Source organism: Dyadobacter beijingensis DSM 21582, from assembly GCF_000382205.1.
Lineage (GTDB): Bacteria > Bacteroidota > Bacteroidia > Cytophagales > Spirosomataceae > Dyadobacter > Dyadobacter beijingensis.
Genome location: NZ_KB907787.1, coordinates 406,767 through 432,609, shown reverse-complemented (window position 1 = coordinate 432,609; position 25,843 = coordinate 406,767). Strand labels below are relative to the sequence as shown.

The 25,843-nt window shown below is 53.0% G+C and carries 18 protein-coding genes; 9 read left to right on the top strand and 9 right to left on the bottom strand.

Annotated features, from left to right (window positions below):
• Positions 1 to 24: 24 nt before the first annotated feature.
• The gene (locus H144_RS0108970) at positions 25 to 2,064 is read left to right on the top strand and encodes a M13 family metallopeptidase (RefSeq protein WP_019941725.1); all 2,040 of its coding nucleotides are present in this window, start codon (positions 25 to 27) and stop codon (positions 2,062 to 2,064) included.
• 81 nt (positions 2,065 to 2,145) lie between these two features.
• On the opposite strand, the gene H144_RS0108965 is transcribed toward H144_RS0108970, so the two are convergent.
• Genes H144_RS0108965 through H144_RS0108950 form a run of 4 tightly spaced genes read right to left on the bottom strand, consistent with a single transcriptional unit; the run spans position 2,146 to position 8,163 of the window.
• On the bottom strand, positions 2,146 to 3,306 hold the full coding sequence (locus H144_RS0108965) for an AraC family transcriptional regulator (RefSeq protein WP_019941724.1): 1,161 nt from the start codon (positions 3,304 to 3,306) through the stop codon (positions 2,146 to 2,148).
• Positions 3,307 to 3,354: 48 nt separating this feature from the next.
• Complete coding sequence (locus tag H144_RS0108960; protein ID WP_026350527.1) at positions 3,355 to 4,626, bottom strand: MFS transporter; 1,272 nt, start codon at positions 4,624 to 4,626, stop codon at positions 3,355 to 3,357.
• A gap of 50 nt (positions 4,627 to 4,676) precedes the next feature.
• The gene (locus H144_RS0108955; RefSeq protein ID WP_019941722.1) at positions 4,677 to 5,507 is read right to left on the bottom strand and encodes an ROK family protein; all 831 of its coding nucleotides are present in this window, start codon (positions 5,505 to 5,507) and stop codon (positions 4,677 to 4,679) included.
• A 49-nt stretch (positions 5,508 to 5,556) separates the two neighbouring features.
• Positions 5,557 to 8,163 (bottom strand): family 20 glycosylhydrolase, encoded by a 2,607-nt coding sequence (locus tag H144_RS0108950; protein ID WP_019941721.1) that lies wholly within the window; start codon positions 8,161 to 8,163, stop codon positions 5,557 to 5,559.
• Positions 8,164 to 8,321: 158 nt separating this feature from the next.
• Between H144_RS0108950 and H144_RS0108945 the strand changes: the two genes are divergently transcribed.
• The 3 genes from H144_RS0108945 to H144_RS0108935 are packed head-to-tail and all read left to right on the top strand — an operon-like array spanning position 8,322 to position 12,670.
• Positions 8,322 to 9,416, top strand: a complete 1,095-nt coding sequence (locus H144_RS0108945; RefSeq protein ID WP_019941720.1) for an acyltransferase family protein — start codon at positions 8,322 to 8,324, stop codon at positions 9,414 to 9,416.
• Between the two features lie 9 nt (positions 9,417 to 9,425).
• Positions 9,426 to 11,849, top strand: coding sequence for a hypothetical protein (locus H144_RS0108940; RefSeq protein ID WP_019941719.1), 2,424 nt, complete (start codon positions 9,426 to 9,428; stop codon positions 11,847 to 11,849).
• Between the two features lie 8 nt (positions 11,850 to 11,857).
• Complete coding sequence (locus tag H144_RS0108935) at positions 11,858 to 12,670, top strand: HpcH/HpaI aldolase family protein (protein WP_019941718.1); 813 nt, start codon at positions 11,858 to 11,860, stop codon at positions 12,668 to 12,670.
• 3 nt (positions 12,671 to 12,673) lie between these two features.
• Here the strand turns inward: H144_RS0108935 and H144_RS0108930 are convergent, their stop codons facing one another.
• Positions 12,674 to 13,645 (bottom strand): nucleoside hydrolase, encoded by a 972-nt coding sequence (locus tag H144_RS0108930; protein WP_019941717.1) that lies wholly within the window; start codon positions 13,643 to 13,645, stop codon positions 12,674 to 12,676.
• 113 nt (positions 13,646 to 13,758) lie between these two features.
• Positions 13,759 to 19,149 (bottom strand): S8 family serine peptidase, encoded by a 5,391-nt coding sequence (locus H144_RS0108925; RefSeq protein ID WP_019941716.1) that lies wholly within the window; start codon positions 19,147 to 19,149, stop codon positions 13,759 to 13,761.
• A 255-nt stretch (positions 19,150 to 19,404) separates the two neighbouring features.
• Between H144_RS0108925 and H144_RS0108920 the strand changes: the two genes are divergently transcribed.
• Positions 19,405 to 20,178 carry a shikimate dehydrogenase family protein gene (locus tag H144_RS0108920; RefSeq protein ID WP_019941715.1) on the top strand — a complete coding sequence of 258 codons (774 nt, stop codon included), beginning with the start codon at positions 19,405 to 19,407 and terminating at the stop codon, positions 20,176 to 20,178.
• Here H144_RS0108920 and ribD read toward each other — a convergent pair.
• Positions 20,175 to 21,239 carry a bifunctional diaminohydroxyphosphoribosylaminopyrimidine deaminase/5-amino-6-(5-phosphoribosylamino)uracil reductase RibD gene (gene ribD / locus H144_RS0108915; RefSeq protein WP_026350526.1) on the bottom strand — a complete coding sequence of 355 codons (1,065 nt, stop codon included), beginning with the start codon at positions 21,237 to 21,239 and terminating at the stop codon, positions 20,175 to 20,177. The genes H144_RS0108920 and ribD overlap by 4 nt on opposite strands.
• Positions 21,240 to 21,329: 90 nt before the next feature.
• On the opposite strand from ribD, the gene prmC reads away from it, so the two are divergent.
• Both prmC and H144_RS0108905 read left to right on the top strand, forming a co-directional pair.
• Positions 21,330 to 22,190 (top strand): peptide chain release factor N(5)-glutamine methyltransferase, encoded by an 861-nt coding sequence (gene prmC, locus H144_RS0108910; RefSeq protein ID WP_019941713.1) that lies wholly within the window; start codon positions 21,330 to 21,332, stop codon positions 22,188 to 22,190.
• A gap of 27 nt (positions 22,191 to 22,217) precedes the next feature.
• Complete coding sequence (locus H144_RS0108905) at positions 22,218 to 23,171, top strand: AAA family ATPase (protein ID WP_019941712.1); 954 nt, start codon at positions 22,218 to 22,220, stop codon at positions 23,169 to 23,171.
• Position 23,172: 1 nt separating this feature from the next.
• Here the strand turns inward: H144_RS0108905 and yidD are convergent, their stop codons facing one another.
• Complete coding sequence (gene yidD / locus H144_RS0108900; RefSeq protein ID WP_019941711.1) at positions 23,173 to 23,382, bottom strand: membrane protein insertion efficiency factor YidD; 210 nt, start codon at positions 23,380 to 23,382, stop codon at positions 23,173 to 23,175.
• A 49-nt stretch (positions 23,383 to 23,431) separates the two neighbouring features.
• Here yidD and lgt point away from each other — a divergent pair, with 49 nt between their 5' ends.
• Both lgt and H144_RS0108890 read left to right on the top strand, forming a co-directional pair.
• Entirely contained in the window at positions 23,432 to 24,262 is an 831-nt protein-coding gene (gene lgt / locus H144_RS0108895; protein ID WP_019941710.1) for a prolipoprotein diacylglyceryl transferase, read from the top strand.
• Positions 24,263 to 24,347: 85 nt separating this feature from the next.
• On the top strand, positions 24,348 to 24,962 hold the full coding sequence (locus H144_RS0108890; protein WP_019941709.1) for a hypothetical protein: 615 nt from the start codon (positions 24,348 to 24,350) through the stop codon (positions 24,960 to 24,962).
• Positions 24,963 to 25,052: 90 nt separating this feature from the next.
• Here H144_RS0108890 and H144_RS0108885 read toward each other — a convergent pair whose 3' ends face one another.
• Positions 25,053 to 25,592 (bottom strand): RNA polymerase sigma factor, encoded by a 540-nt coding sequence (locus tag H144_RS0108885; RefSeq protein WP_019941708.1) that lies wholly within the window; start codon positions 25,590 to 25,592, stop codon positions 25,053 to 25,055.
• Positions 25,593 to 25,843 lie beyond the last annotated feature (251 nt).

Genomic DNA, 25,843 nt, shown 5'->3' with positions numbered 1-25,843 from the left:
CTTCAAAAACAAATACATCATAAAATGAAATCAGCCGCATTCCGTGCTGCCGCACTGGCCCTTGTAGTCGGCCTGGCAGCATGCAAAAAAGAGAAGGAAGAAACCGACACCACCAAAGTACCGGGCTTCGATGTGAGCTCGCTGGATTCGACGGCCAGGGCTTGCGACGACTTTGATAAGTATGCCAATGGCGGTTGGAAGAAAAACAACCCCATTCCCGGTACCGAAAGCCGCTGGGGCGCATTCGGAATTCTCGATAAAGAGAATAAAGAAGTGCGCTTGAAAGGCATTATCGAAGAAATCACCAAGGTTCAGGACCGCAAAAAAGGGACCGAAGAGCAGCAGATCGCCGATTACTACCAGTCGTTCCTCGACACGGCGACCGTCGAAAAACGTGCATTGGAGCCTTTAAAACCTTATCTCGACAAGATCAATGCGATCGCTTCGCTGAAAGACCTTGCCTCGGTGGCGGGTGAAATGCAGAAGGTAGGCGTAGAATCCGTGACGGGATTTGGCGTGGAAGGTGATTTGCGGAACAGTAAAATCAATGTGCTGTACCAGGGCCAGGACGGCCTCAGCCTCGGCGAGAGAAGCTACTACGAACGCGCCGATTCCAGTACGGTGAAAGTGCGCAGCGAATTTGTAAAGCATATCGACAAGATGTTTTCGATGGCCGGCTTCCCCGAAGCCAATCCGGGCCAGACCATCCTCGATTTTGAAACGAAAGTCGCCAGGCTGCAACTCACCAATGTGGAGCTCCGCGACCCGGTGAAAACCTACAACCGGATGTCATTCGCCGATTTCGAGAAACTGATACCGGATTTCGACCAGAAGACATTTGCCGAGAAGCAGGATGTCAAGACCGACACCCTCATTGTGCAGAACAAGCCCTATCTGCAAAACCTGAACAAGCTCCTGAAAGCAACGCCGATCGCAACTTTAAAGCTGTACACCAAATGGCAGCTGCTATCGCGCTTCGCTGGTTACCTGCCCAAACAGTTCGACCAGGAGGATTTCCGCTTCTTCGCGACTGTCATGCGCGGTACCAAGCAGCAGAAAGGTCGTGTGGAACGCGCCATCCGCTCTACCGATGGATTATTGGGAATGCCGTTAGGAAAACTGTTCGTGAAGAAATATTTCCCGGAAGAGGATAAGAAGAAGGTATCCGAAATGATCGAAAACGTGCGGACCGTGTACGGCGAGCGCATCGACAAGCTGACCTGGATGAGCGATTCCACCAAGGCGAAAGCGCATAAAAAGCTCAAAGCATTTACCTATAAAATCGGCTATCCCGATAAATGGAAGGACTATTCGTCGATCGAGATCGCGCCTGATAAACTGTTCGAAAACGTCATTTCCGCTTCGCTTTATGCGCATAAGGAGAATGTGAAGAAAATCGGGAAAGAGGTGGACAAGAAGGAATGGCTCATGACGCCGCAGACGGTGAATGCCTACTATAACCCGCTGAACAACGAGGTGGTATTCCCGGCAGGTATCCTGCAACCGCCATTCTATAACCGCAATGCCGACGATGCGATCAACTACGGCGGTATCATCGCCGTGATCGGTCACGAGTTTACCCACGGTTTCGACGACCAGGGCTCGCAGTTCGACGACGAGGGTAACCTCAAAAACTGGTGGACCGCCGCCGACCGCACCAATTTCGACAAGCTGACCAAACGCTACATCGATTATTTCAGCGGCATCGAAGCATTGCCCGGTTTCAAAATCAACGGCGCATTAACCATCGGCGAAAACGTGGCCGACCTCGGCGGGCTGACATTGGCCTATTATGCTTTGGAAAAATCATTCAATGGTAAGGAGCCGGAACCGATCGACGGATTCACCTGGAAACAGCGCTTCTTCCTCGGCTGGGCGCAGGTATGGCACATGAACACCACCGACGAAGCATTGCGCAACCAGGTACAAACCGACCCGCACTCGCCCGCTCGCGACCGCATTAACGGCCCGCTACCGCATTTGAAAGAATTCCAGGCAGCATGGAGCTGCGGCGCCGGAAGCAAAATGGTATTGCCCGATTCGTCCCGGATTGTGATCTGGTAGAGAGTTGAGAGTTCAGAGTTCAGAATTGCGGTTTAAAATTTGACTTTGAACTCTAAACTCATAAACTCTAAACTCATACGCTCACTTCCCGGCCAGATATTTGTTCCGATAAGCACTCGGACTGCATCCCTTAGCCTGCCTGAACTGGCGGGCTATATTTTTGCTATCCCCCAGCCCCATATCAAGCGCTATTTCGAAAACCGACATGTCGGTATCGAGCAGTTTCTGGGTGAATTTCTCGATACGGAGGTTGAAAATGTACTTGTAAATCGGGTAACCGGTGATTTCCAGAAACCGCTTTTCCAATGCACGCCGCGAGAGCGGTACCTGCTTCACAACCTCGTCCACGTGCAGGTTTTTGTCGATATTCTGGTGAATGTACTTCAATGAAGATGCGATATGGTCGTCGTTGGTGGCGTAAATGTCCGTGGAATGGCGGGTAATAACCTGCGTGGGCCGTACGACCACATCGTAAAACCCGGCGGTGCCGTGCTTAATCATATGATCGAGCAGTTTGGCCGCGTCGTAACCGCCCTTTTCTACATCCAGCGCAATGCTCGATAGCGGCGGGTCCGACAGGTCGCAGATCATTTCATCGTTATCCACGCCCAAAACGGCCACTTCCTCGGGTATCCGTATGCCTACGTGCCGGCACGCCTCCGTGATGTGCTGGCCCTGGTTATCGTCGCAGGTCATGAGCCCGATCGGCTTCGGGAGCGATTTCAGCCAGCGGCTCAGCGAGCTCGGCTTGTAGTACCAAAGCTCCGTCGAGCGCGCCTTTTTATGCTCAAAATAATGCACCTTATGGCCCTTTTTGCGCAAATGCTCTTCAAAACCTTCCGCACGCTCGCGTGACCACACGATGTCGTTGAAACCGTAGAATGCGAAATTGGTAAAGCCCTTTTTCAGGAAATAATCGGCGCCGATCTGTCCGGCCTCGTGGTAAGCGCCCGTAATGTTCGGGATTTCGGTGAACCGTTCCTTGAAATCCTGCGCGATCACCGGGATGCCGGCGCGGATGATTTTATCTATTTCCTTATTATATAGCTGCCCCACGATCCCGTCGGCGCCCCATTCGAGCGCCCATTTGAGGATACCGTCGATCCCGATCGTCTCGCGGTGAAAAAGCGGCATCCGACAGAAGATCCACGGACCGAATTCCCGCGAATACGCATTGATCCCCTTCATCAGGCTTTTGCTGTATTCTTCGGCAAAATCGAGCAGGAGAATGATTTTGTACATAAATAGAAAGGGAATTTGCCTCAGCTGAAAGCCTGATGACCGTCTGAATTAACCCATTTTAAACAGCTCTCTGACGCTGGAAACCGTTTCGTTGTTCACCAGCGGTTTGGCCCATAGGCCAATGCTCAGGATATAGCCCAGCGGAATGAGCAGGAAAAGCATCGCAAATCGCAGCCCGACCAGCTCCCCCAGCCCGCCGACAATCAGCGGCACCACCGCGCCGCCTGCAATGCCCGCGCACAGAATGCCTGAGAACGTCCCGTGATGTTTTGGGACGGAGTTTAATGCCAGCGAAAAAATCACCGAGTACATCACCGAAGCGAAGAAGCCGGCCATCGGAAACCCGATCAATGCCATGTCTTTTGAACCGAACAATGCGATAAGTAAAGATACAATGCCGCCGCAGGTGAAGAAAATCAGCACTTTCCGGCTATCGAAGATTTTCAGCAGGATCAATCCCAGGAAACAGCCGATCGTGAGCAGCCCCCAGAAATAGGAAATTACCGACGCACCCGTGGTAGCCGGATCGACCTCGTGATAAGTTTGTAAAAACTGGGAAATCCAGTTGGCAATGCCCTGCTCCGTGCCCACGTACGCGAAAATACCCAGGAAGAATGCCCACACCAGCTTGTTCGCGGCGAGTTCGGCAAACGACTTCCCGACATCGATCCGCTCGTCTTCCAACAGTTCCACCTTCGGGAACCGTACCAGGGCAATCACCACGACCATTAGCAGTGCAATCGCCGCAAACACCCAGTAAAGCGACACCCATTTCAGGTTTTCGGGTACTAATCCATTTAATATATCAATCAAAAAACCGGAACTCTCCGAATATCCATTCCGGGAATGCACATTCAGCACCAGATAGCTGTAAAGCAAGGGGCTCAGAAACGATGCCGCCCCAAAGAAAAGCTGCGCCAGCACCGAATAGAAAGCAAATTTCTCCTCCCCGCCCGACACCCGGAGCAGCGGGTTGATCACCACCTGCAAAATAGCCATGCCGATGCCGATCAGGAACAACGAGGACAATGCAATGGTAAAGCTGGGGATCAATGCAAAGAGCAATGCACCGCCGAATGCTAGGAAGAATGCACCGATCAGCATTGCTTTTTCACCAAACTTTTCCACCATCAGCCCCGCCGGAATGGACATTACCCCATAAGCGACGAAGAATGCGAACGGCAGAAAACCCGCAAGACCAATGCTCAGATCGAAACTTTTGACAATGTCGGGGATGATCGGACCGAGGATGTTGGTCAGAAAGGAAATGACGAAAAAGATCAGGAAGATCAGGATAACTATGAAAATGTTCCGTTGCATGGACAGGCCCGTGGTTTTGTAACCCAATTTAAGCTGGAATACGCATTTACTCAATCGCCGAGCAATGCCGCTGCGCCCAGCAATGCGATATTCTCGTTTTCTGATAACAGTAATGTCAATTTCTTCAACGATTCGGGGTAAGCGAAATCCTGGATGCTATCAAGCATGCTGTCCTGGAAAAAGCGGTTGGCCTTGGCAATGGAACCGCCCATGACGATCGCCTCCGGATCGTAGGTGTACATAATGGCTTTGATCACCGCGCCCAGGTGCACCCCGAATTCTTCCCAAACCTCGATAGCCCGCTTGCTGCCTTTCAAGGCCGCCTCGTGCGCCGCGAATGCGTCGATACCGAGCGAATCTTCAAAAAACCGGCTGCAAACGTAATTTTCGAGGATCGAATCCTTGTAAGGCAACATACCGATCTCCCCCGCTCCGCAGTTTTTGCCTGCGTACAAATGGTTATCGATGATAATGCCCGAGCCCAGCCCCGTCCCGATCGCCATCCCGATCACCGAACGGAACTTCCGTGCGAGGCCAAACCGGTGCTCGCCGAGGATAAAGCAGTTTACATCGTTGTTCACCGAAACCGGCAGGTTGAACTCCTTTTCCACAATATCACGCAATGCAACCTCTTCCCACGAGGGGATATTCATCACGTTATACACAATGCCCTTGCTCACATCCACCACGGAAGGCACACCGATACCGATGCCCTTCACCGGGTACGCCGTTAATGGACGGATCACGTCCATCAGCTGGTCGAGCGTGGCCGACAGCGAATGTTTGTTGGCCAGTAATGTCTGATTTTGCCGGGTAATATGGCCACCCGATTCGATACCGGCACGAATGTTCGTGCCGCCGATATCTACACCAATGTTCATCGACGGAGAGGAGTTGAGCGATAAGCGCGTTGTTAAACGATCAGTTCGGTCAACGGACTGTCACTACACTGCTGCGGCTCGACCGTCCGGCAAGGTCGAAGCTTTTCAGCGTAACAGTACCCGAAACTTTCACAGGGTTTTCATAAAGCTGCGAGGTTTCGGTAGGCTCGGAACCGTCGGTCGTGTAGCGGATCGCCAGCCCTGGCAGCTCCACATTCGCTTTCAGCATTCCGTTTTCTATGATCGCGCCCGGTTGAGGCAGGCGGTAATTGTAGCCCCCGTTGATATACTTTAGTCTCGGGAGGTGCTTTTGGGCTATCGAATTTGCAAAAATATTCCAGCCTTCGGCCATCATGACTTTTCTGGCGGCATCATCGGCTACATTTTCCCACTTTCTTTCCGCCGCCCAGGCGCTTTCCGAGAAGCCCAACAGTTTAGGTAAAATAGAATATTCCATCATATCCCGGCCTTTGATCGTCTCGCTCCATAGCTGCGCTTCGATGCCGTATACATTTTTGCGGGCTTCCGGTTTCATCTGCTGTTTCCCGACGAATTCCTGCTTCATCGGCTTGCCCATCGACGTTTCTTCGGTGGTACGGAACATATTGAATGGCGCAAATGCCCAGTTGTCGCGCGTGTCCACAAATCCACCCCAGTACAGGCCGGGCTCTTTCGGATCGTTGTTGTATGACATGTCGAAATAGAAGTTGGTCACATTGCAAAGCACCACCGGATAACCCGCATTAGCCAGTCGGTTACCCAGATCGACATCATACACATTGTTCCAAACGTACGGATACACCTGGTGCCCGACGAATTCCGGGTTAGCCAGGTAAGCGCCGGTTTCGGTTTTGTTCAATGCCACTTCTTCCCAGCCATGTACTTTCAGGCCGCGTTTTTCAAGCATCGGAAGCAGTTTTCTGAAAAAATACGTCTGCAAATAGCGCGGGCCTTTCACTTCAGGATGCTCCGCCAACAGCTTCGCGGCCATCGGCGACTTCGTCCACACACCATCCGCTACCTCGTCGCCGCCGGTATGGAAGGTATCCATTTTCAAACCCGCCTGCTCGTACAGCTTCGCGATTTCGTCCACCACTTTCACAAAGAAATTGTAAGTCGATTCGCGCGCCGGGCTCACGACATTGTTCTTATACCCCTGCGCCGAAATGTACACCGACTTATCATCGGGGTCGATCAAACGGTACTCGTTCGCTTCTTTCTCTTTCCCTTCCTTCATTAAGCGCTCGTACCGCGCCTCCATGGACTTGATCGCCGCCAGCGCGTGGCCGGGGAAATTCAGCTCCGGGATAATTTTGATGTGCCGTTCGTGGGCATATCTGAGTATTTCAATAAAATCAGCCTTCGTGTAATAGCCGCTTCCGTGCTTTCCTTTCTCGTTGGCGACCGGCCCGGAGCCATAGCCCGGATGCAATGCGTTCGCATTCATGCCCGACATGTGCTGGCGTTGCGCACCTACTTGCGTGAGCTCTGGTAACCCATCGATCTCGATCCGCCAGCCCTCGTCCTCCGTCGTATAGAGCAGCAGGTGATTGACCTTATAGCCGGAAAGCAAATCGATGACGCGCTTGACCGACTCCTTCGTCTGGAAGTTACGCGCCACGTCCAAATGCAGGCTCCTGAACTGGAACCGCGGCGCGTCCTGCACCTGTACGAACCCGAAGCCGATCGAAGCGACGGCCTTCTGGTAAGCATCCGTCGGGGCGAGCTGCAGGAGGCTTTGTACGCCATAAAAAACACCGGCCGCATCGCTGCCTTCAATGGTAACACCGCTTGGGTTGATATTGAGATGATAGGCTTCGCTCGAAACGCCGTTTACCGTCACCTTGCCCGTTTTCAAAACGATCGCAGGTTCTTCGGAAGAAGGTTTGCCAGGCAGGCCTGCCTGGATTGGCAAGTCGGTGCCGGTCAATGCTTTGAGCTTGCTGATCAGGTATTTAGCCTCGTTTTCAAGACCATCCTGGTAATAGACATTCGTTTTGCCCGTCAATGTAAAAGTACCGGCGGCCGGAACCAGTTTCACGGGGCTCGGAATGATTTTCAGCAACTGGTCCTCCCCAAGCCTGGTAAATCCGGCATTGGCTTTGTAGCGTGTTTCGGCGGTCGGCACTTCCTTCAAATCCATTTTACCGCGCAGGATCTGCTCTTTGGTCGTGAATGGTTCGATGGTGTAATCCGCCACTTCAACGATTTCCTTTTCTTTGCCTTCTTTGTCGTAAAACACGAAATACAAGCCCAGCGGCGCATCCGTTTCCTTTATCACACCCTCGGTACCGGTGTAGGTAATGGTCATCGAATCCTTCGGGCGCATGATAAAATCTTTCGCGGGCACCATTTGGTACCAGTCGCCGTTGATATGCTCCACGACGGCCGGTTGTGGCGTTTTGTTCGACTGGATCGGCCGTGGCGACATGTTCCAGAACAGTTTCCAGTTAGAATCGTCCAACGTAAAATCGCTTTCGTTGCGGATGGTAAACTGCGCTTTAAACGTCCCCTGAGGTTCGGTAAAATTGCTGACAAGCTTCCAGGAAACGGCAATTTTTTCGGCCTGTTCCTTGGAAATATTGCCTGATCTTTTGCAGCCAGCAATCAGCAGCATGCTCAACAGGATCAGCGAAAGCGGGAATATTTTCTTCATAGGGTTCAAAAAGGCTGGATTGATGATTTTCCGGGAGTTCAGGATACAACTTCCTAATTACTGACAATTGCGCAAAATATACTAATACAGGGTGCAAAAAGCGTATCGAATAGCCCTTTCATTTCCCATTTGAGTACTACCCCCAACAACCCATTGATATGGAAAACAGCCCGGTGTCGAGATTGCTTTCGCTGGATGCCATGCGTGGTTTTACCATCGCGGCAATGATCATGGTCAACTTTCCGGGGCATGAGGACTTCGTGTTTCCGACCCTCAGGCATACAAAATGGAATGGCCTCACATTTACCGATCTCATCGCCCCTACCTTCCTGTTTATCGTAGGCGTGTCCATTGCATTTGCCTATTCGAAGCAGCTGAATGCACCTAAGTGGCCGCTATACCGCAAAATCGTTGTTCGTTCGCTGAAAATCTTCGCAGTAGGGATGTTCCTCAACATGCTTCCCGACTTCAATCTCCCGGATCTTCGTTACACCGGCACGCTTCACCGTATCGCGATCGTGTTCCTCGTGTGTGCGGTCCTGTATTTAAATACAAACTGGAAACAGCAACTTGGCACCGGCATCGCCATCCTTGTGCTCTACTGGCTCGCCCTGACCACGATCCCTACTCCGGGAACAGGCCAGGTCGTGCTCGAACCGGGCATGAACCTCGCCGCGTGGGTCGATCAGCAATATTTGCCGGGCAAAATGTGGCAGGGAAACTGGGACCCGGAGGGCATCCTCAGTACTTTTCCGTCCATCGTCACCACCATTACCGGAATGCTCGCAGGCCGGCTGATGCTGCGTTCGCTCCCGCCTAACGAGAAAAGCAACTGCCTCTTCACGGCCGGGTTCGCAACGGCGGCATTGGGGTATTTTTGGGGACTGATTTTTCCGGTAAATGAAAATCTCTGGACCAGCTCGTTCGTGCTCGTCACTTCGGGCTTTGCGGCGATGCTGCTGGGGGCGCTTTACTATTTGGTCGATATCCGCGGCAACAGGAAAAGCATTGCACCCGGTGTTATTTTCGGCGCGAATGCAATCACGGCTTATGTACTGGCCGATATTCTGGCGCTCATTTTCTATGTGATGCCGGTCGGCGGAGATACGCTGAACCACCACGCTGTGCATGCATTGTCTCAAACGGGCATGGACCCGCGCCTGGCCAGCATGCTCTACGCGCTGTTTTTTGTTTGTATCAATTTCATTCCCGCCTGGCTGCTTTACCAAAAACGACTATTCATCAAGCTCTGATTTCCGTCCATGCGCTTCCCGACACCTTCACGTTTTTTCATTCTGCTACTCCTGATCTTACAGGCCGGAACAGCATTGCCGCAATCCATTGATCTATCGAAAAGCCGGATTTACAGTCCTACCGACAAAAGTGTGCTGCTAAGAAGCATTGAAGTGCTCCAAAATGAAGTAGGAAAACGGACGGGGATCAGCTTGCCGATTGTCAAAAAACTGCCTAAAAACGGCCAAAGCATTGTAATCACACTTGAAAGCGACCTGGGCAAGTTGCCGGAGCAATACCGTAATGCGGTTTCTGCATTGCCCGAGATCAAAAGTGAAGGGTTCAAAATCATTTCCCTTCCTGCATTACGAAGCATCATCATCACAGGCAAAGACGCGCGAGGTATTCTTTACGGAGTTGGAAGAATGTTGCGGAAGGCGGAAATGACGTCCGGCAAATTGCTCATTTCAGAACGCCTTGCAATTAGTACCAGCCCTAAATATCCGATGCGGGGCCATCAGCTAGGTTATCGTCCCAAAACCAACGCTTACGATGCATTCACCGTCGCCGCTTTCGACCAGTATATCCGCGAATTGGCACTATTCGGCGCGAATACCATTGAAATACTCCCTCCCCGCACGGACGACGATGCAACCAGCCGGCATATGAAAATTCCGGCGGCGCAAATGATCGTCGAGCAATCCCGCATTTGCCAATCGTACGGGCTGGATGTTTCCATTTGGTATCCGAATATGGGTAAAAACTACGTCCATCCCGATTCCATTGCCAGCGAGCTCGCGGAGCGCGACCAGGTATTTGCCAGTCTGCCGAAGCTGAACGGCGTTTTTGTACCGGCCGGCGACCCCGGCGAGCTGGAACCCGACGTGCTTTTCGGCTGGCTGGAAAAGGAAGCCGTCGTGTTACAGAAATACCATCCGAAAGCTAAAATCTGGGTTTCGCCACAGGTATTCCGGCCAACGCAGCATTGGTTCGATGCATTTTTTAAGCATGCCAATCAGGAGTATCCGTGGTTTGGCGGCGTCGTGTTCGGGCCCTGGGTAAAAATTCCGGTGGCCAGAATCCGGGAAATACTCAAACCAACCATCCCCATCCGCCATTATCCCGACATCACACATAACTACGCCGCACAATATCCGATGCCGCATTGGGACCTCACCTGGGCGATGACGCTCGGCCGCGAGAGCATTAATCCCCGTCCATTCGACGAAAAAGTCATTCACAATGCGCTGGACCAATATGGCATCGGCAGCGTGAGCTACTCGGAAGGGACGAACGACGACGTCAACAAGTTTGTTTGGAGTGACCAGGATTGGGACCCGGAAATGCCGGTGATGGAAACTTTGCGGGATTATAGCGGACTGTTTTTTGGCCCGGAATACAAGGAAGCCGCAGCGCAGGCCATCGTGGATCTGGAAAAAAACTGGCGCGGGGAAGTGCTTACGAATGACGGAATCGACGGGACTTTACGGCAATGGCAGACGTTGGAAAAGCACGCACCACCGAAACTACTTCAAAATCCACGTTTCCAAATGGGCCTTATCCGCGCGTACTTCGACGCGTATACGCGGCAGCGGCTCATGTATGAAACCGAACTGGAACAACAGGCGCGCCGCACGCTCGCATCCGCAGGTACGGGCGGGGCCGTGAAAGCCATGCGCGAAGCGACATCGATATTTGAAAAAGCCTGGAAAGAACCTATCCTGCCCGATTACCAACGGAAATGTCAAGACCTGGCCGATTCCTTGTATAAAAGCATTGGTGCGCAGTTAACAATGAAAAAACATGGCGCGATGTCGGGCCGGGGTAATTTCATCGACCTCATCAATATGCCGCTCAATGATGCGCCCTATCTGCTGGACCAGTTGAAAAGAATTGAAAAGCTCGGCAGCGAGGCTGAAATGCTCCGCGAACTCGGCCAGGTGCTGCACCGTACCGACCCGGGACCGGGTGGTTTCTACGACCATTTCGGCGATCCCGAAAGCTGGTACCGCGTCGTACCCAACCTGTCGTGGGCGGAAGATCCCGGCAGCCTGCAATCGCCCCGCATTGGTTTTGGCGTCGGGCTCGTCGGCGAGGAATGGGTGGATGAAATACAGGCGACGGGTTTTAAGGGACAAATCACGCCGCGAGCGTGGATGAAGCAGGCCAAAACGCTGTACGACCAGCCGTTGCGCATTCATTACGATTACCTCGACCCGGGCGCGACTTACCGCATCCGCATTTCCTACACCGGCCGTTTCCGCTCCCGCATGAAAATGACCACCGACGACGGCCAGACAATCCACGATTTTATCCAGACCGGCGAGCAGCCCACATTTGAATTCAACATTCCCAGAGCCACCACCGCCGACGGCAAAGTAACCTTCGAATGGACGTGCGGCGAGGGCGAGCGCGGCTCGCAGGTGACGGAAATATGGCTTTTGAAACAATAATTCATCCAATGGAACCCACCTTACTCGACAAGCTCCGGAACGGCGGCAATGTGTACGGCACCTGCATTACTTCCACGGCCCCGATGTGGCCGGCGGCTATTCAAAAAACGGGAGTCGATTTTGTGTTTCTCGATACGGAGCATGTGCCGCTTGGCAGGACCGAGCTCGCTGCATTGTGCCAGCAGTTCCGGCATTTGGGCATTACGCCCATTGTCCGCATCCCCTGCCCGGATCCCTACCTCGCCTGCCAGGCCATCGATGCCGGCGCGAAGGGCATTGTAGCCCCCTACCTTGAATCGACGGCGCAGATCACCGAGCTCGTGGGCGCCACCAAATACCGCCCGCTCAAAGGCGAGGTACTTGCCAGCTACCTCAGTGGCGCCGTGCCGATGCCTGACCATGTACGTGAATATGTGAATCAATACAATGCGGGCAACATTTGCATTGCCAATATCGAAAGCGTGCCGGCGATGGATAACCTGGATGCATTGCTCTCTGTACCAGGCCTGGACGCCGTATTTATCGGCCCGCACGACCTGTCGGTGAGTCTCGGATTACCCGAACAGTACGACCATCCCGATTTCGAAAAGGCGGTTTCGTATATTATCCGTACCACCCGAGCAAAGGGGCTGGCGATCGGCATTCATTTTTCGCTGGAACCGGAACGGCAGATACGCTGGATGAAGGAAGGTGTGAATATAGTCGTGCACAGCTTCGACGTGGCGCTGTTTACCCAACGGCTCAAAGCAGATTTGGAAGTCATCAAAAAAGCCGCGGGCGATGTGGTTGCCCCCGGCGATGATAGCCCGATGATTGTGTAATGCCTATTTCCCCTGCCACATCATCAGTCCTTCGATCAGCGCGGTGAGCTGTTCGAAGGGCATACTCGGTGTCAGGTAGGCGTGCGGGCCCATCGCGTCGTCCTGCCAGCTGTTGTTACCACCGTCGATCGTGATTTTTCCTCTTTTTACGCTAAAATAAGGCTGAATACCGCGAATGGCCACCAATACGGCCGTCTGGTCCCAGCTCATGCGTCCGTCCGCGTCGCCTTTGGACAGTGGCATGGCCATGGCGAAAACATCCTTCACGGGGCTTTTCAGGCTTTCATTGGCAACGACGCGCTTGCCGGTTTTGATCTCCTTTCCGATTTCGAAGCCGCTGAAAAGAATCTCCGTAGGCCATTCGGCGAACACTTTTTCCGACGCCACCGAATCCACGAGCACATTGTATTCCCTGCCTTTAGGAAACCCGCCGGCCATCGACACGAGGCGTTTCACTTTTTTACGAACGAGGTTGCTGCCTGAAAGCTGCGAATGCGTATCCGGGCCGGAGTCGAGCAGGTCGGCGAGGTTGGTCAGGAAGCCTACGGTGACGATCGTCACGCTCTGGTCGGGCTGCCTGGCGAGCAGTCTGCGGTAAGTTTCCACCGCGTCGGGCGCGTCGGAGGTTTTGGCAATCTTATGCGGATATTTTTCGACCAGCATTTCCGGCCATTTCTGCGTGGCACCGAAGCTCGCGCCCTTGCCTTTCGGCGCACCGGTAGGCAGCTCGGGGCGGCCGAAATAGGTATTCAGGATCTCGATCGTGGGTACTACCAGTTCATTTTTATTGGAAGAAATCACCGCCAGCGGCTTCACTTCGCCCTTGTCGGCCAGCGCGTGCATGACGGCCATAGCGCCTACATCGTCATAATCGGGGCCGATGTCGGTATCGAGGATGAGCGCGTTGGCGGCATTATTTTGAGCATAGGTATTGGACAGTGCGAAGAGGCAAAGGATCAGGAAAAATTTGTTCATAACAATCAATATCCAAAAAATGGGTCTGCTGTAAAGCTATTCGCTTTTCCTGACCAATATGCTGCATTGCGGCATTTCTAAATTAAATCTAATCGGGTCGGAAGCGGCGGATATCAGTTTTTCAACACCTGGAATGCCTGTTTCGTTTCTCCGTTTACAATTTCAAGTACATAAATACCTTCCTCGAATTCCCTTCCCGAAAGGTCCACTTTCCGTTTTTGCGCAGGGTTCCAGGCATTATCGCCCAGGCGCTTCAACACGCGCCCCTGAAGGTCGTATACATTCACGGAAACGGACGGACTGGCCGGAACCTGATCGCCCAGGTAAAACACGCCTTTGGACGGGTTCGGGTAAACCGACCATTCGGCCTGGCCGCCAAAACCGACGTTGCGAACGCGTGAGTATTGGTAGGTGCTGTCGATATCGACCATTTTCAAGCGGTAGTACAGGTTGCCCCATTTACCCGGCCGCTGATCGAGGTACTCGTATTTCCGGCCGTTTTTCAGATCCCCTTCGCCAAATACCTGCGCGAGCCGCACAAACTGCCCCTTCCGGTAAGCCTCGTCGCCTGCCGCCACTTCAATATCGAAATGATCGAAATTCTCCTCGGATGCCGTTTCCCATTCTACGGTCACTTCTTTCGAAGTATCGTCTCCCTGCTTTTTCCTGACATTGAAACTCACCAGATCCACCGGTAATGCGCCCGGATTGCCTACAAATGCTTTGGAAAGCCAGAATTCCGAGAAGGTTTTCATTTGCATTTCGGCATAATATCCCTTGTCGAAAGGCACAATAACCACCTCGCCCGCCGGATGGAACGACCAGCCGCCTTCACTGCTATTGGTAATATTACCGTCCTCTTTGCCGGGGTTACCCGCATTCCGGTATTTCGAAATTCCCAGCTCGAATGCATTTACCGGCTTGCCGCAAGTGCCGCAGCCCGAGGCGTTGATCAGCGCCTCGCTTTCTGTTTCGAGGAAATAGAACCTGACCGTGGCCATATTCGCGAGCTCGTCGTTGGCCGGTTTAATAGTGAAGCTCCGGTCGAGGTAGTACTGACCGTTCGCGGTGCGCACACCCGAGGTGTTCACATAGGTCTGCACTTCGGTTTGGCCCATATCCTGCCCGTTAGGATTAATGGAGGCGAATACTTTTCCATTATGGATAAAATTAACCCAATTCGAACCTGAAACGCTCTGGCTGGCTATCCCGCCGGGATTGTCGTGGATCGGGGCAACCTTGTCGAAAATGTGGATATCGTCGATCGCGATACCTTCGCGGTGGGTAAATGCATCTGAAATCAGCACGAAGCGAAGTTTCAAATTGGTAAACCCGGTAGGTAACGCAATGCTCGCCACATGCCAGCGCAGGTAATCCTGCATGGCCCAGCCACCACCACCCGGGTAATTTTTGTTATACCAGTTGGTACCCTGCCCTACGCCGCCGAGCCGTGTCCAGGGGCCATTGTTTCCGGAATATTCTACATACACATAGTCGCAGGGCGTCGGCTCGCACACTTCCAGGTCCATCGCCGCGCTGAAACTCAGCATCGGCGAGGTTAGCCCGCTCACATTGAAGCAGGGCGAATAGAGGAACGATTCTTCCTTATCGTTGTGGCCGCCTGTGAGATTGGTTTTCCAGGCCTTGGTACCGCTCGCCGCGCCGTTCAGTCCCGAAGAAGCCGGCGTGCCGTATTTCCAGGAGCTGTTCGTCCCCTTCGCCGACCAGAACCCGTCGCCGTTTTCGAAGTTTTCGAGATAAGGGAATGTGCTCAGTACCGGTGCATTGAATACCTTGATTTTCAATGTGTCGTTTTCACGGAATGTGTCGGTTCCGAGCTCCGACCACGCCTTGATATCCAGCGCGCCGATGGCTGACAAATCGGCCTTCTGCCCGAATGTGAAGTCGATGGTGGTGCGTTTGGCGAGCGACGGAATGGTATCGCGGATCACCGTGCCGTTCGGCAGCGAGAAGGCCACGGGCAGTTTGGCAATGTCCCGCGCGGAGCTATTCCTGATCCTTACCGCGATGGTTTCGGCATTGCTCAGTCCGCAGCTTTCGGTAGGCGGCGCAAGCAGGCTGATCATCTGGATGTCGTCCGTGACGGAGATAATGCGGATGTCGTCGAATGAATACCCGGCGCCATTATTGTAGTCGGAGGCGATCATTTTACCCCATTGCCCCCACCGCACCTGGAAGCTCGACGAGTAATTTTTCCCATTAGCCGACAGCAGCGCACTCATTTCAAGCGTAGGCGTCGTTTTGTAGTCTTCGATACTCAGGTTTTGGTTCGCGAAAAGGTCGTAGAGCTCGATCCAGGTGTCGGTATCCGTGCCCCTAATCCAGACTTTGTTTTCCGAATTCGTTTTCTGCCCGTGATTTTTGTAGGAAAAAATAAGGCGCAGGTCGTGCGTATTGACATTGTAGGCCGACAAATTGAAAGTACCCGTCAGATAATTGGTATTCCCGGCAGTGTAGAAGCGGTTCACGTCGAGCGTGAGCGCCCGCTGGCCCGATGCTGCGAGACCGGTGTTCACGAATGTCCGTATCCTTCCCGCGTCCGTCGACGGGGAGAAATCGTACCGGCCGTCGCCTGTGAGGCCCATTTGGCTTACCACTGCCTGCTGCACCGGCAGATTTTCCAGGTTATCCTCGAATGGCATCGCGAGGGCGTCGTTGGGCAGCTGCCTGAAAAGTTTCATCAATGTATCGTTCGCGGAAACGAGGTCGGCATTGCTGTGAATGTAGGCAGTGAAATTGTAGTCGCCCGGATTGGACAAATTGGTCCCTACCGAAAACGTGTGTTCGTAGGTTTTCCCCTTTTCAATAAACGGATTAATATTTTCGATGGGAATCGCCGCGCCATTCAGCTGGTAACCCACTTGAAGCGGCCCGTTGAAATCGGTATCGTCGAGGTTTTTGATCCTGATTTTAACAAAAACATTATTTCCCAGCTCGGATGAGGTATTTTTCCTGCCCGACGATGCCGGTGTGACAATCGCGTCCAATTTCAGGTCGTTGTCCGAAATACTTCCCGCGCAGGTACCCGTGTCAGGCCTGCGTGAGATCGCCAGCGCCCGGCGGCCCGCCTGCCCGTTAATGCGCGCCCGTACGGAAACGTAATAGGTCGAATCCTTCAAGAGGCCGCTCAATGCATAGGTAGTGGCGGTGGTAGTGGCTACCGGCACCATTTCCTTTCCTTTCAAAACCATTACCTCATAATCTGTGGCGCCGGTTACCGCAGTCCAGTCGACGGAAATATAGCCTTCGCATTGCAGGCCCGAAAGTGTCACGCTGGGCACGCCAATCACCGTGAATGGTTCTGAAACGCTCTCGGCGCCGGTGCTGTTCTGGATCACCCGCACGCGCACCTTGTCCGAACGTATGCCTACCGGTATTGCCCAGGCATACTGGCTTGTTCCGGCAGCCACCCCGCTCGTAAGCGTTGTCCAGGTGCCGCCATTATTACCGCTGTATTGCACCGTGAACGTGCTGCCGCTGTTGCCGAATGCATCCCACGAAATGTAGGTAGGGTCGCCATCCTTGAAGCGCTCGCCGCCGACGGGGTTGGTAAGCGTGATGGAGTTCGGGATAATGTCGTACACGACAAAGTACTCCTGCGACGGCGACTGGCCGATGGTAGTGCCTTTCACGGAGATGGTGTAATCGCCCGCCGCCGGTGCATTCACCACCACTTGCTCCATATTATTGAGGTTATCCACACCAGTACCAGCCACGTTGTTGACATTCGCAACCGCCGGGTCGAGCAGGCGGGGCAGTACCGTCCCCGTCGACGCGCTGCTCACTTGGAGGTCGAGGTTATGGACGAGGTTTTGGGTGACCAATGTGCTGCCCGCCGGATCGTTCCAGTACAGCATGACTTTGAGCTGGGCGGTATTGGCAGGGACATTAATGGAAAAATTGTTAGTCGCGCCATTCGAAATCTGGCCCGTCGTATAGCTCTGCGATTCGAGCATCTTCACCGACCGGAGCAGGTTCAGCCAACCGAACCCGAAGCGGTAATCGGGGCCTTCGTTGCCCTTGTCCACGGCGCCGTTGACGAGCAATGCCTTCATCAAACCGTTTTTGGGGTTCTGGTTGCCATTCAGCTGGCGGTACCGCTCGTAGAGCAATGCCAGCCCGCCCGAAACCGCCGGCGTAGCCATACTCGTGCCGCTGCCGCTGCCGTAAAGGTTCACCGGGATGGTTGACATGATACCATTGCCCTGCGCGGTGATTTCCGGCTTCACGCGGCCATCCCGGACTGGTCCGCGGCTGGTACCCGCTGTAATGCCGCCCGTTTCGCCCGTCGCACCGACGGTGATTACGTTCTTCGCCGTTTGGTAACCACCCAGAACCGTAGCGAAGCCCGGCGCGAACGGCGCGCAAGTGACATTACCGCTGTTTCCGGCTGCGAAAACGTGTTGCAGGTAAGGCATTTCAAATGCCTGCTGATCGAGAATGTAGGAATAGAGGTCGTAAACGCCATTGGTTTCGCAGCTTACGACGTCGGAGCCGTAGGAATTGTTGGTCACCACCATTCCGAAGTCCTGCACATATTGGGGCGAATTGGCCAGAATGGCCGAATAGCTCTGTGCCACCACCGTAGCCTTGGGCGCATACCCCGCGTAGCGCTCATCCATAATGCCGGCGCCCGCCATCGTGCCCATCACGTGCAGCCCGTGCGAACCGGCTTCTATCGGCGCGCGGTTGATAATGCGGGTGTTGAAATCGATGTGCCGCATGGGATTCGATTCGTCTCCGATGCCCACCACCACGCCAGCCCCCGAAAGGTTGCGGGCACCGGGAAAGCCGGCTTTCAGCACATTGGCGCGGCCGTTGACGGTGCTTTTGTTGTTCAACCGGCGGTCGGGCTGCGGGATGGCCTGCACATACTGCACAAATGGCTGCCCTGCGAGCTGCTTCAATGATTTTGCCGGAATGCGGACGGTGAGTATCTGGTATTTCTTGTAAATGTCTGAAACGATTTCATAGCCCAGCTTGCCCAGCTGCGCGCTCACTTCTTCATAAGTAAATGATTTGGGATAGCTGATCCACAAATCCACGGTAGATGGCCCTGTGAATGCGTGCGGGGGAATGTTACCATTGGCAAGTCCCGGCTGCATTTTCTGCTCAGGTTGGAGTGCTACGATGGCCCGGCCGCGCGCCCGCACCAGTGTAGAAGGACTACTGCCGGCTTCGATCGTGGCCGTGTAGGCATAATGTGGCAGATATTCCAGCAATTCGATCCCTTCCTCTTTCAATGCACGCCGCTCTTCGCCGGAAGGGATGTCTTCAAACTGGATTACGACAAACGATTTTTGCCCGGCATTGGCCAGCCTGAAAGCTGCATTTGCCCTTCCTGAGGCCTGAGAGATGTTTTTTTCGGGCAGGATGGACCCGCTTCTGAGCAGAATTTGATAGTCTTTCCGCTGCTGGCCTTTTACGCTTCCAATCGAAAGGGTAATCAGCCATAGTGTGTAGTAAAGATTTTTCAACTTCATAATTTTAGGGACAGATAAAGGATAGGTAATTCTACTCCATTTGTGATAATTATGCAAATTAATTCGGTTATAGTTTAATATAAATTGGCCTGACCGATGAAGTAGTTGATTACCAATCCGATGGTGCTGTTTTCCGACCGAACCCCGGCCGCTATACGTAAATTAGCCAGTGCACATTTGCCGACGCATTTGTAATTAGCTGGTGGCTGGTATAAATTAGCGGCCTCAAATTTTACCCGTCGTCGCACGCATCCTATGAACTTATACGGCCTGATCGGATACCCGCTTACCCACTCGTTTTCAAAGAGATATTTCACCGACAAATTCATTCGGGAGAAGATCAAGGAAAGCAGTTATGAGCTTTTCGAGATGAAATCGCTGGAAGAATTGCCCGAATTGCTCAAAAAGAAGCACGATCTCCGCGGGTTGAATGTCACGATCCCGCACAAAAAGGATGTCATCGCGTACCTCGACGACCTCGACGATGCGTCGGCAGAGCGGATAGGTGCCGTAAACACCATTAAAATCTACGCCGACGGAAGCACAAAAGGCTTTAATACAGACTATTACGGATTTCAGCAATCATTGGTGGAGTGGTTCGACAAGCGCGGTGAATCCTGTAAGGACATCCGGGCGCTCATCCTCGGCAATGGCGGTGCCGCCAAGGCCGTGCAGGTGGCATTGAAGGACCTGGAAATGGATTTTACGCTTGTTTCCCGCCAGAATAGCGACGATTGCGTGACATACGAAGGACTTACGCAGGAAGTAATGCGGGCCCACCGGCTGATCATCAATACCACCCCTTTGGGAACTTTCCCTAATACCGAGGAATGCCCCGTAATCCCCTACCAGTGGATTACCAGGGGCCATTACCTGTACGACCTCGTGTACAATCCCGCCGAAACCTTGTTCCTGAAAAAAGGTGCAGACCAGGGCGCCGCCATTCAGAACGGTTTGAAAATGCTGGAATTACAAGCAGAAAAGGCCTGGGAAATATGGACTAACGAGGAAAACCTGTGGAGTATTTAAGCTTTGCTGTAATACGTCCATAAATCGTCCCCTATTTTTTCGGAACCCCTGAAAACGCCTTTCGGTGAAGGCGCCGGAACACCGTGGCCGATCGTCAATGCTCCCTGGCAGCGGCGGATTTCGTCCCATAAACCGGCATCGAAGAATGCGTTGATCACCGCCGCGCCGCCTTCCACGAGCACGGATTGTACCTTTCTTTGGTACAGCCCTTGTAGAAGTTGACTGATCTCGTTTTCGCCCGTTTCCACCTTCATGTAAGCCGTCGAAGGCGCGGCGTAGCGCTCGGGTTCTTTCGGGATTTCCGTCTGCCGGTCGTAGTTGACGACGATCGTGCTTTGAAGGTTATTGAATAGATGCAGGTGTTGCGGCAGTTGCAAATGCCGGTCGGTGACGATCCTTACCGGATCGGTGCCGGTCCAGTGGCGGGCATTGAGGCGCGGGTTGTCCATCAGCGCCGTTTTATAGCCTACCATAATGGCATCTTCCTCGGTGCGCCATTGGTGCACGCGCATGCTGGAAAGCGGCCCGCTGATCTGTACCGGATTTCCTGCTGCGTATCCGAGAAAACCGTCGGCGGTTTCCGCCCATTTGAGGATCACATACGGGCGGCGCTGCGTCATGGCCGTAAAAAACCGCTTGTTCAATTCCAGGCCCTGCGCTTCCAGCATGCCGCATTCGACTTCGATACCGGCGTCGCGGAGGCGGGTAATGCCTCTGCCTGAAACCAGCGGATTAGGATCGGCATTGCAGACGACGACTTTTTTCAACCGGCGGCTCACGAGCAGATCGGCACAGGGTGGTGTTTTGCCGGTATGCGAGCAGGGCTCCAGTGTCACATAGGCCGTTGCTTGTGGCAATAAATGCGAAAGGCCTTTCTCGTCGGCATCCTCGATGGCCCTCACTTCGGCGTGCGGGCCTCCGTAGGCACGGTGCCAGCCTTCCCCGATTATATGGCCTTCATGGACGATCACACACCCGACCATGGGGTTCGGACTTACCTTTCCGCGGCCGTGCGCGGCGAGCTGCAATGCCCGTTTCATCCATTGATCGTGCGTCTCCATGTGGCAAAAATACAAATGCGCTTTTAAACTCAACTTTCGGGAGTTCCCATAATTTGCTAACTTTCCGACATTGGATCAAAATCAGTGAAAATGACTTCTGCACGCCAGCTTTATTTATATATAGTAAAAAACATCACAGTTTATCCTGAAAAAGAAGCGCAAGCTATCTCATACATGCTGTTGGAGCATTATATGCGGCTCCGCAACATCGATGTGCTGGTAGACCGCCCCATTCCGGCAACGAGCGCACAGCCCGACTGGGACGGCATTATCAAACGCCTGAACAACAACGAGCCGGTGCAGCACATTATCGGTTCCACCGAATTCTGCGGCCTCGAATTCCGCGTTTCCTCGGCGGTTCTGATCCCGCGCCCGGAAACGGAAGAACTCGTTCAAATGGTGACCCGCGACTATGCGGAACCGGATAAAAACATTTCCATTCTCGACATCGGGACGGGCAGCGGCTGTATTGCCATCGTGCTCGCACGCTTCCTCCCGCATGTGAGCGTTCACGCCTGGGACGTTTCCGACGAAGCCCTGGAAGTAGCCCGCGAAAATGCCCGCCAGCTTATCGCCGACGTCACTTTCGCGAAGCAGGATATGCTCAATGTGACATTCCCGCTGCCCGGCAACATCGTCCAGTTCGATTGTCTCGTAAGCAATCCGCCTTATGTGACTTATTCCGAAGCCGAAAGTATGCGGCCTAATGTGCTGCGTTTCGAGCCGCACGAAGCATTGTTCGTCGAGGACAGCGACCCTCTGCTTTTTTACAAGGCCATTGCCGATTTCGGGGTACACCATTTGAAACAACAAGGCAAATGCTATGTCGAGATCAACGAGCATTTCGGCGCGGAAACCAGGAAGGTTTTTGAAGAAAGGAATTATAAAAAAGTGGAAATCCTTCGTGATATCAATGGCAAGGACCGGTTCGTGAGAGCCATCTGGGCCTGATCAGCCATTTAATTTGACCCAATTTTCATGTACGTAGAAAAAATCAGGGAGGTACTGGACGAAATGGGCAAGGTGGTCGTAGGGCAGGACAAGCTCCTGAACCGCCTGCTGATCGGCCTTTTCACCGGCGGCCATATTCTCCTCGAAGGCGTTCCGGGACTGGCTAAAACACTCACCATCAATGTGATGGCCAAAGTATTGCACCTGGAATTCAAACGCATCCAATTTACCCCCGACCTGCTGCCCGCGGATTTGATCGGGACGATGATTTATAAACCGAAAATAGGCGATTACGAGGTCAAAAAAGGACCTATTTTCTCTAACCTCATCCTGGCCGACGAGGTAAACCGCTCCCCGGCGAAAGTACAGTCGGCATTGCTCGAAGCGATGCAGGAAAAACAGGTGACGATCGGCGACGAGACTTTTTTGCTTGACCGCCCGTTTGTCGTCCTCGCTACGCAAAACCCCGTAGAACAGGAAGGCACTTACCCGCTTCCGGAAGCGCAGATCGACCGGTTTATGATGAAGGTCTACGTCGATTACCTCGACAAGATGAAGGAGCTCGAAGTAATGCGCCGGATGTCGGACATCAATTATGAATACAAAATCAGGCCTATCCTGAACAAGGAAGAAATTTTCGCGATCCGCGACGAGGTCAATAAAGTCAATATTTCCGACACGCTGGAACGGTACATTATCGAGCTCGTATTCGCCACCCGCCGTCCGCTCGACTACGGGCTGCGCGACGAGGCGCGGTACATCCAGTTCGGCGCGTCGCCCCGGGCCACCATATACCTCAACCGAGCCGCCAAAGCGCTCGCTTATCTCGAAGGCCGGGATTATGTGCTGCCCGAGGACATCAAGGAACTCGCCCCCGACATTATGAACCACCGCATCCTGCTCAACTACGAAGCGGAAGCCGACGGCGTGCGCACGATGACGATCATCGACTCCATTCTACGGAAAGTCGCCATTGGATAATTCACGGCACCGGGTCGTGGCCGTGGCCGCCCCAGGGATGGCAACGCGCAATGCGCTTCAGTCCCAGCCAGCCGCCTTTCAACGGGCCGTGCTTCTGCACCGCCTCGATCATATATTGCGAGCAAGTAGGCGTATAACGGCACGAATTCGGTAAATAAGGCGAAAGTGCCGCCTGATAAAACCGCACCAGGGCTATGAGTAAAAATTTCATTTCGCGTCTTGTCTCATATTAGTATATTTGACCATTAACACCACAAACAATGCTTTCATATATCATGTGGGACGCCAGTCCCGAAATATTTACCATTCCGGAAATCGCCGGTTTTGGTCCCTTCCCTGTCCGATGGTATGGTCTTCTTTTCGCAGCCGGCTTCCTGATCGGCCAGCAAATTATGATCTATATTTTCAAGAAAGAAGGAAAGACGCTGGAAGATATCGACTCGCTTACCCTATACATGGTGCTTTCGATCGTCATCGGCGCACGCCTCGGCCACTTTCTCTTCTATGAACCAGAAGTATTGTTTAAAAATCCCCTGGAAGTGATATTACCTCCCTACGCCGGGCTCGCAAGTCATGGCGCGGTGATCGGGACGGTGACCGGGCTGTGGCTCTATGCGCGCTCGCGCAGAGGCACGGGCCAGACGTTCTTCTGGGTAACGGACCGCCTGACGATCACGTTCGCACTGGGGGGCTCGTTCATCCGCTTCGGTAACCTGATGAACTCCGAGATCGTCGGCAGGCCTTCCGATGTACCCTGGGCTTTCATTTTCAAGCAAAATACCGAGTTTCAGCAAATCCCGCGTCACCCGGCGCAGCTTTACGAATCCATAACCTGCTTCATCCTTACGTTTGTCCTGATCGCGATCTGGAACAAATACAAGGCGGCCACGCCGCGCGGACTAATGGTAGGCGTATTTCTTGTGTGGGTGTTCACGCTGCGATTCCTGTTCGAATTCCTGAAAGAAAACCAGGAGGCATTCGAGGCGAATTATGCATTGAACATGGGGCAGATCCTCAGTATACCAGCGGTACTTCTAGGCCTGTACTTCATTATCCAATCCCGGAGAAATCCGCTGGAAGCAGCGAGCTGAAATGGCCGCTGAGTCGGAATACGTGCATCAATGCGGTGTTTTCATTACATTGTAAATGGTTTGAAACAACTCTAACAACTGTCAGATGAAAACACCCTTTATAGCCGCCTTTCTATCGTGTGCCCTCCTCCTAAGCGGTTGCGGGAGCAGCAAGGAAGAAAAAGAAGCCGAGGAAAAAGCCGCCGCCGACAGCCCGGCCGACGCTCTTCAGGCCATCGCCGATAAAGCCAAGGAAATGGGCGACCGCGAAGCCGTGGACCCCGTCGATTTCCGCAAACTGAAAGACCTGCTCCCCGAAAAACTGGCCGGCATGAGCCGTACCGAAGCGACGGGTGAAAAATCCGGTGCAATGGGCTTCACCGTTTCCACCGCCCAAGCCAAATACCAGGGAAGTTCTGACGATCGATTGAATATCGAAATCGTGGATACGGGCGGCATTGCCGGCGTTTCTACCATGGCGCTCGCAGCCTGGTCGATCGCCGAAATCGATAAGGAAACGACGACAGGCTATGAAAGAACGACCAAAATCGAAGGCTACAAGGCATTTGAAAAATATAACAACGAAAGCAAATCCGGGGAAATCAATGTGCTCGTAGCCGACCGCTACGTCGTGAATGTGGAAGGCGACAATGTGAGCGTCGACCAGCTGAAAGAAGCATTGAAAGGCATTAACCTGAGCGACCTCGGCGATCTGAAATAATTCCATTAGCACTAAAAAAGGAAAGCAGAAGCGCGGATGCTTCTGCTTTTCAAGGTTTTAGGAATATATAATGCCGGGTTAACTGGGATACTATATGGTTGCCAGATCCGCTTTTTCACGCAGGATCTGCTTGGCTTTCACGAGCTGGTTCTTCACCGTGTTCTTCGAAATCCGCAAAAACTCCGCGATTTCCTGGTAAGATTTCCCTTCTTCGATATTCAGCTTCAAAATCTGCCGTCTTTTGACGGACAGCGATTCCACCGCGGCCTGAATGACGCTCAAACGACGTTCCGACTCTTCTTTCTCTTCTTCTCCCGCGCTGCGGATCGCGTCGAGGTAATGTTTGCGCAGCTGCTCGTTCTTTTCCAGCTTTTTGAAGTGATCAAACGCCATGTTGCGCAGGCAGGTGAACAGATACGAGTTGAAATTGTAGTCGGGCTTGATCTGGGAACGGCGCACCCAGATTTTGATAAACACGTCCTGAACCATGTTCTCAGCTTCTTCCTCGTCTTTGAGCAACGAAACCGTAAACCGCAGTGCAGGTGTTTTGTAGTAGTTATACAACTCCGCAAAGGCCGCTTCGTCGCCTTGCGTCACTCTGATCAGGGTATTTTCATCGGGATAGGCCACAGTCGTACAGATTTAGCTTATAGAAAAGGGGACTAGGTATAAAGACTTTGTTATTGATTAAAAAACTTTTATTCTTGGTATGATCCTATTTATTGATCGGCAATAACTATTTGAAAACGGTATTCGATATGGAATTGACAATCAGTCAGGTATTAAAATATAAGTTGTGTCAGACATCGCCTCAGCAGTGAAAATTCTGCTATCCGAACAATCGGCAATGTTTTATTTTGAGCGGCGTATTTGCAATTGTT

Excerpts from the sequence above, each read along its gene's own strand:
- H144_RS0108925 (WP_019941716.1), bottom strand. The coding sequence starts at position 19,149 with ATGAAGTTGAAAAATCTTTACTACACACTATGGCTGATTACCCTTTCG.
- H144_RS0108940 (WP_019941719.1), top strand. The coding sequence starts at position 9,426 with ATGCGCTTCCCGACACCTTCACGTTTTTTCATTCTGCTACTCCTGATC.
- H144_RS0108920 (WP_019941715.1), top strand. The coding sequence starts at position 19,405 with ATGAACTTATACGGCCTGATCGGATACCCGCTTACCCACTCGTTTTCA.
- H144_RS0108930 (WP_019941717.1), bottom strand. The coding sequence starts at position 13,645 with ATGAACAAATTTTTCCTGATCCTTTGCCTCTTCGCACTGTCCAATACC.
- H144_RS0108905 (WP_019941712.1), top strand. The coding sequence starts at position 22,218 with ATGTACGTAGAAAAAATCAGGGAGGTACTGGACGAAATGGGCAAGGTG.
- H144_RS0108890 (WP_019941709.1), top strand. The coding sequence starts at position 24,348 with ATGAAAACACCCTTTATAGCCGCCTTTCTATCGTGTGCCCTCCTCCTA.
- H144_RS0108955 (WP_019941722.1), bottom strand. The coding sequence starts at position 5,507 with ATGAACATTGGTGTAGATATCGGCGGCACGAACATTCGTGCCGGTATC.
- H144_RS0108965 (WP_019941724.1), bottom strand. The coding sequence starts at position 3,306 with ATGTACAAAATCATTCTCCTGCTCGATTTTGCCGAAGAATACAGCAAA.
- H144_RS0108945 (WP_019941720.1), top strand. The coding sequence starts at position 8,322 with ATGGAAAACAGCCCGGTGTCGAGATTGCTTTCGCTGGATGCCATGCGT.
- H144_RS0108950 (WP_019941721.1), bottom strand. The coding sequence starts at position 8,163 with ATGAAGAAAATATTCCCGCTTTCGCTGATCCTGTTGAGCATGCTGCTG.
- H144_RS0108970 (WP_019941725.1), top strand. The coding sequence starts at position 25 with ATGAAATCAGCCGCATTCCGTGCTGCCGCACTGGCCCTTGTAGTCGGC.
- prmC (WP_019941713.1), top strand. The coding sequence starts at position 21,330 with ATGACTTCTGCACGCCAGCTTTATTTATATATAGTAAAAAACATCACA.
- yidD (WP_019941711.1), bottom strand. The coding sequence starts at position 23,382 with ATGAAATTTTTACTCATAGCCCTGGTGCGGTTTTATCAGGCGGCACTT.
- H144_RS0108960 (WP_026350527.1), bottom strand. The coding sequence starts at position 4,626 with ATGCAACGGAACATTTTCATAGTTATCCTGATCTTCCTGATCTTTTTC.
- H144_RS0108935 (WP_019941718.1), top strand. The coding sequence starts at position 11,858 with ATGGAACCCACCTTACTCGACAAGCTCCGGAACGGCGGCAATGTGTAC.
- ribD (WP_026350526.1), bottom strand. The coding sequence starts at position 21,239 with ATGGAGACGCACGATCAATGGATGAAACGGGCATTGCAGCTCGCCGCG.
- lgt (WP_019941710.1), top strand. The coding sequence starts at position 23,432 with ATGCTTTCATATATCATGTGGGACGCCAGTCCCGAAATATTTACCATT.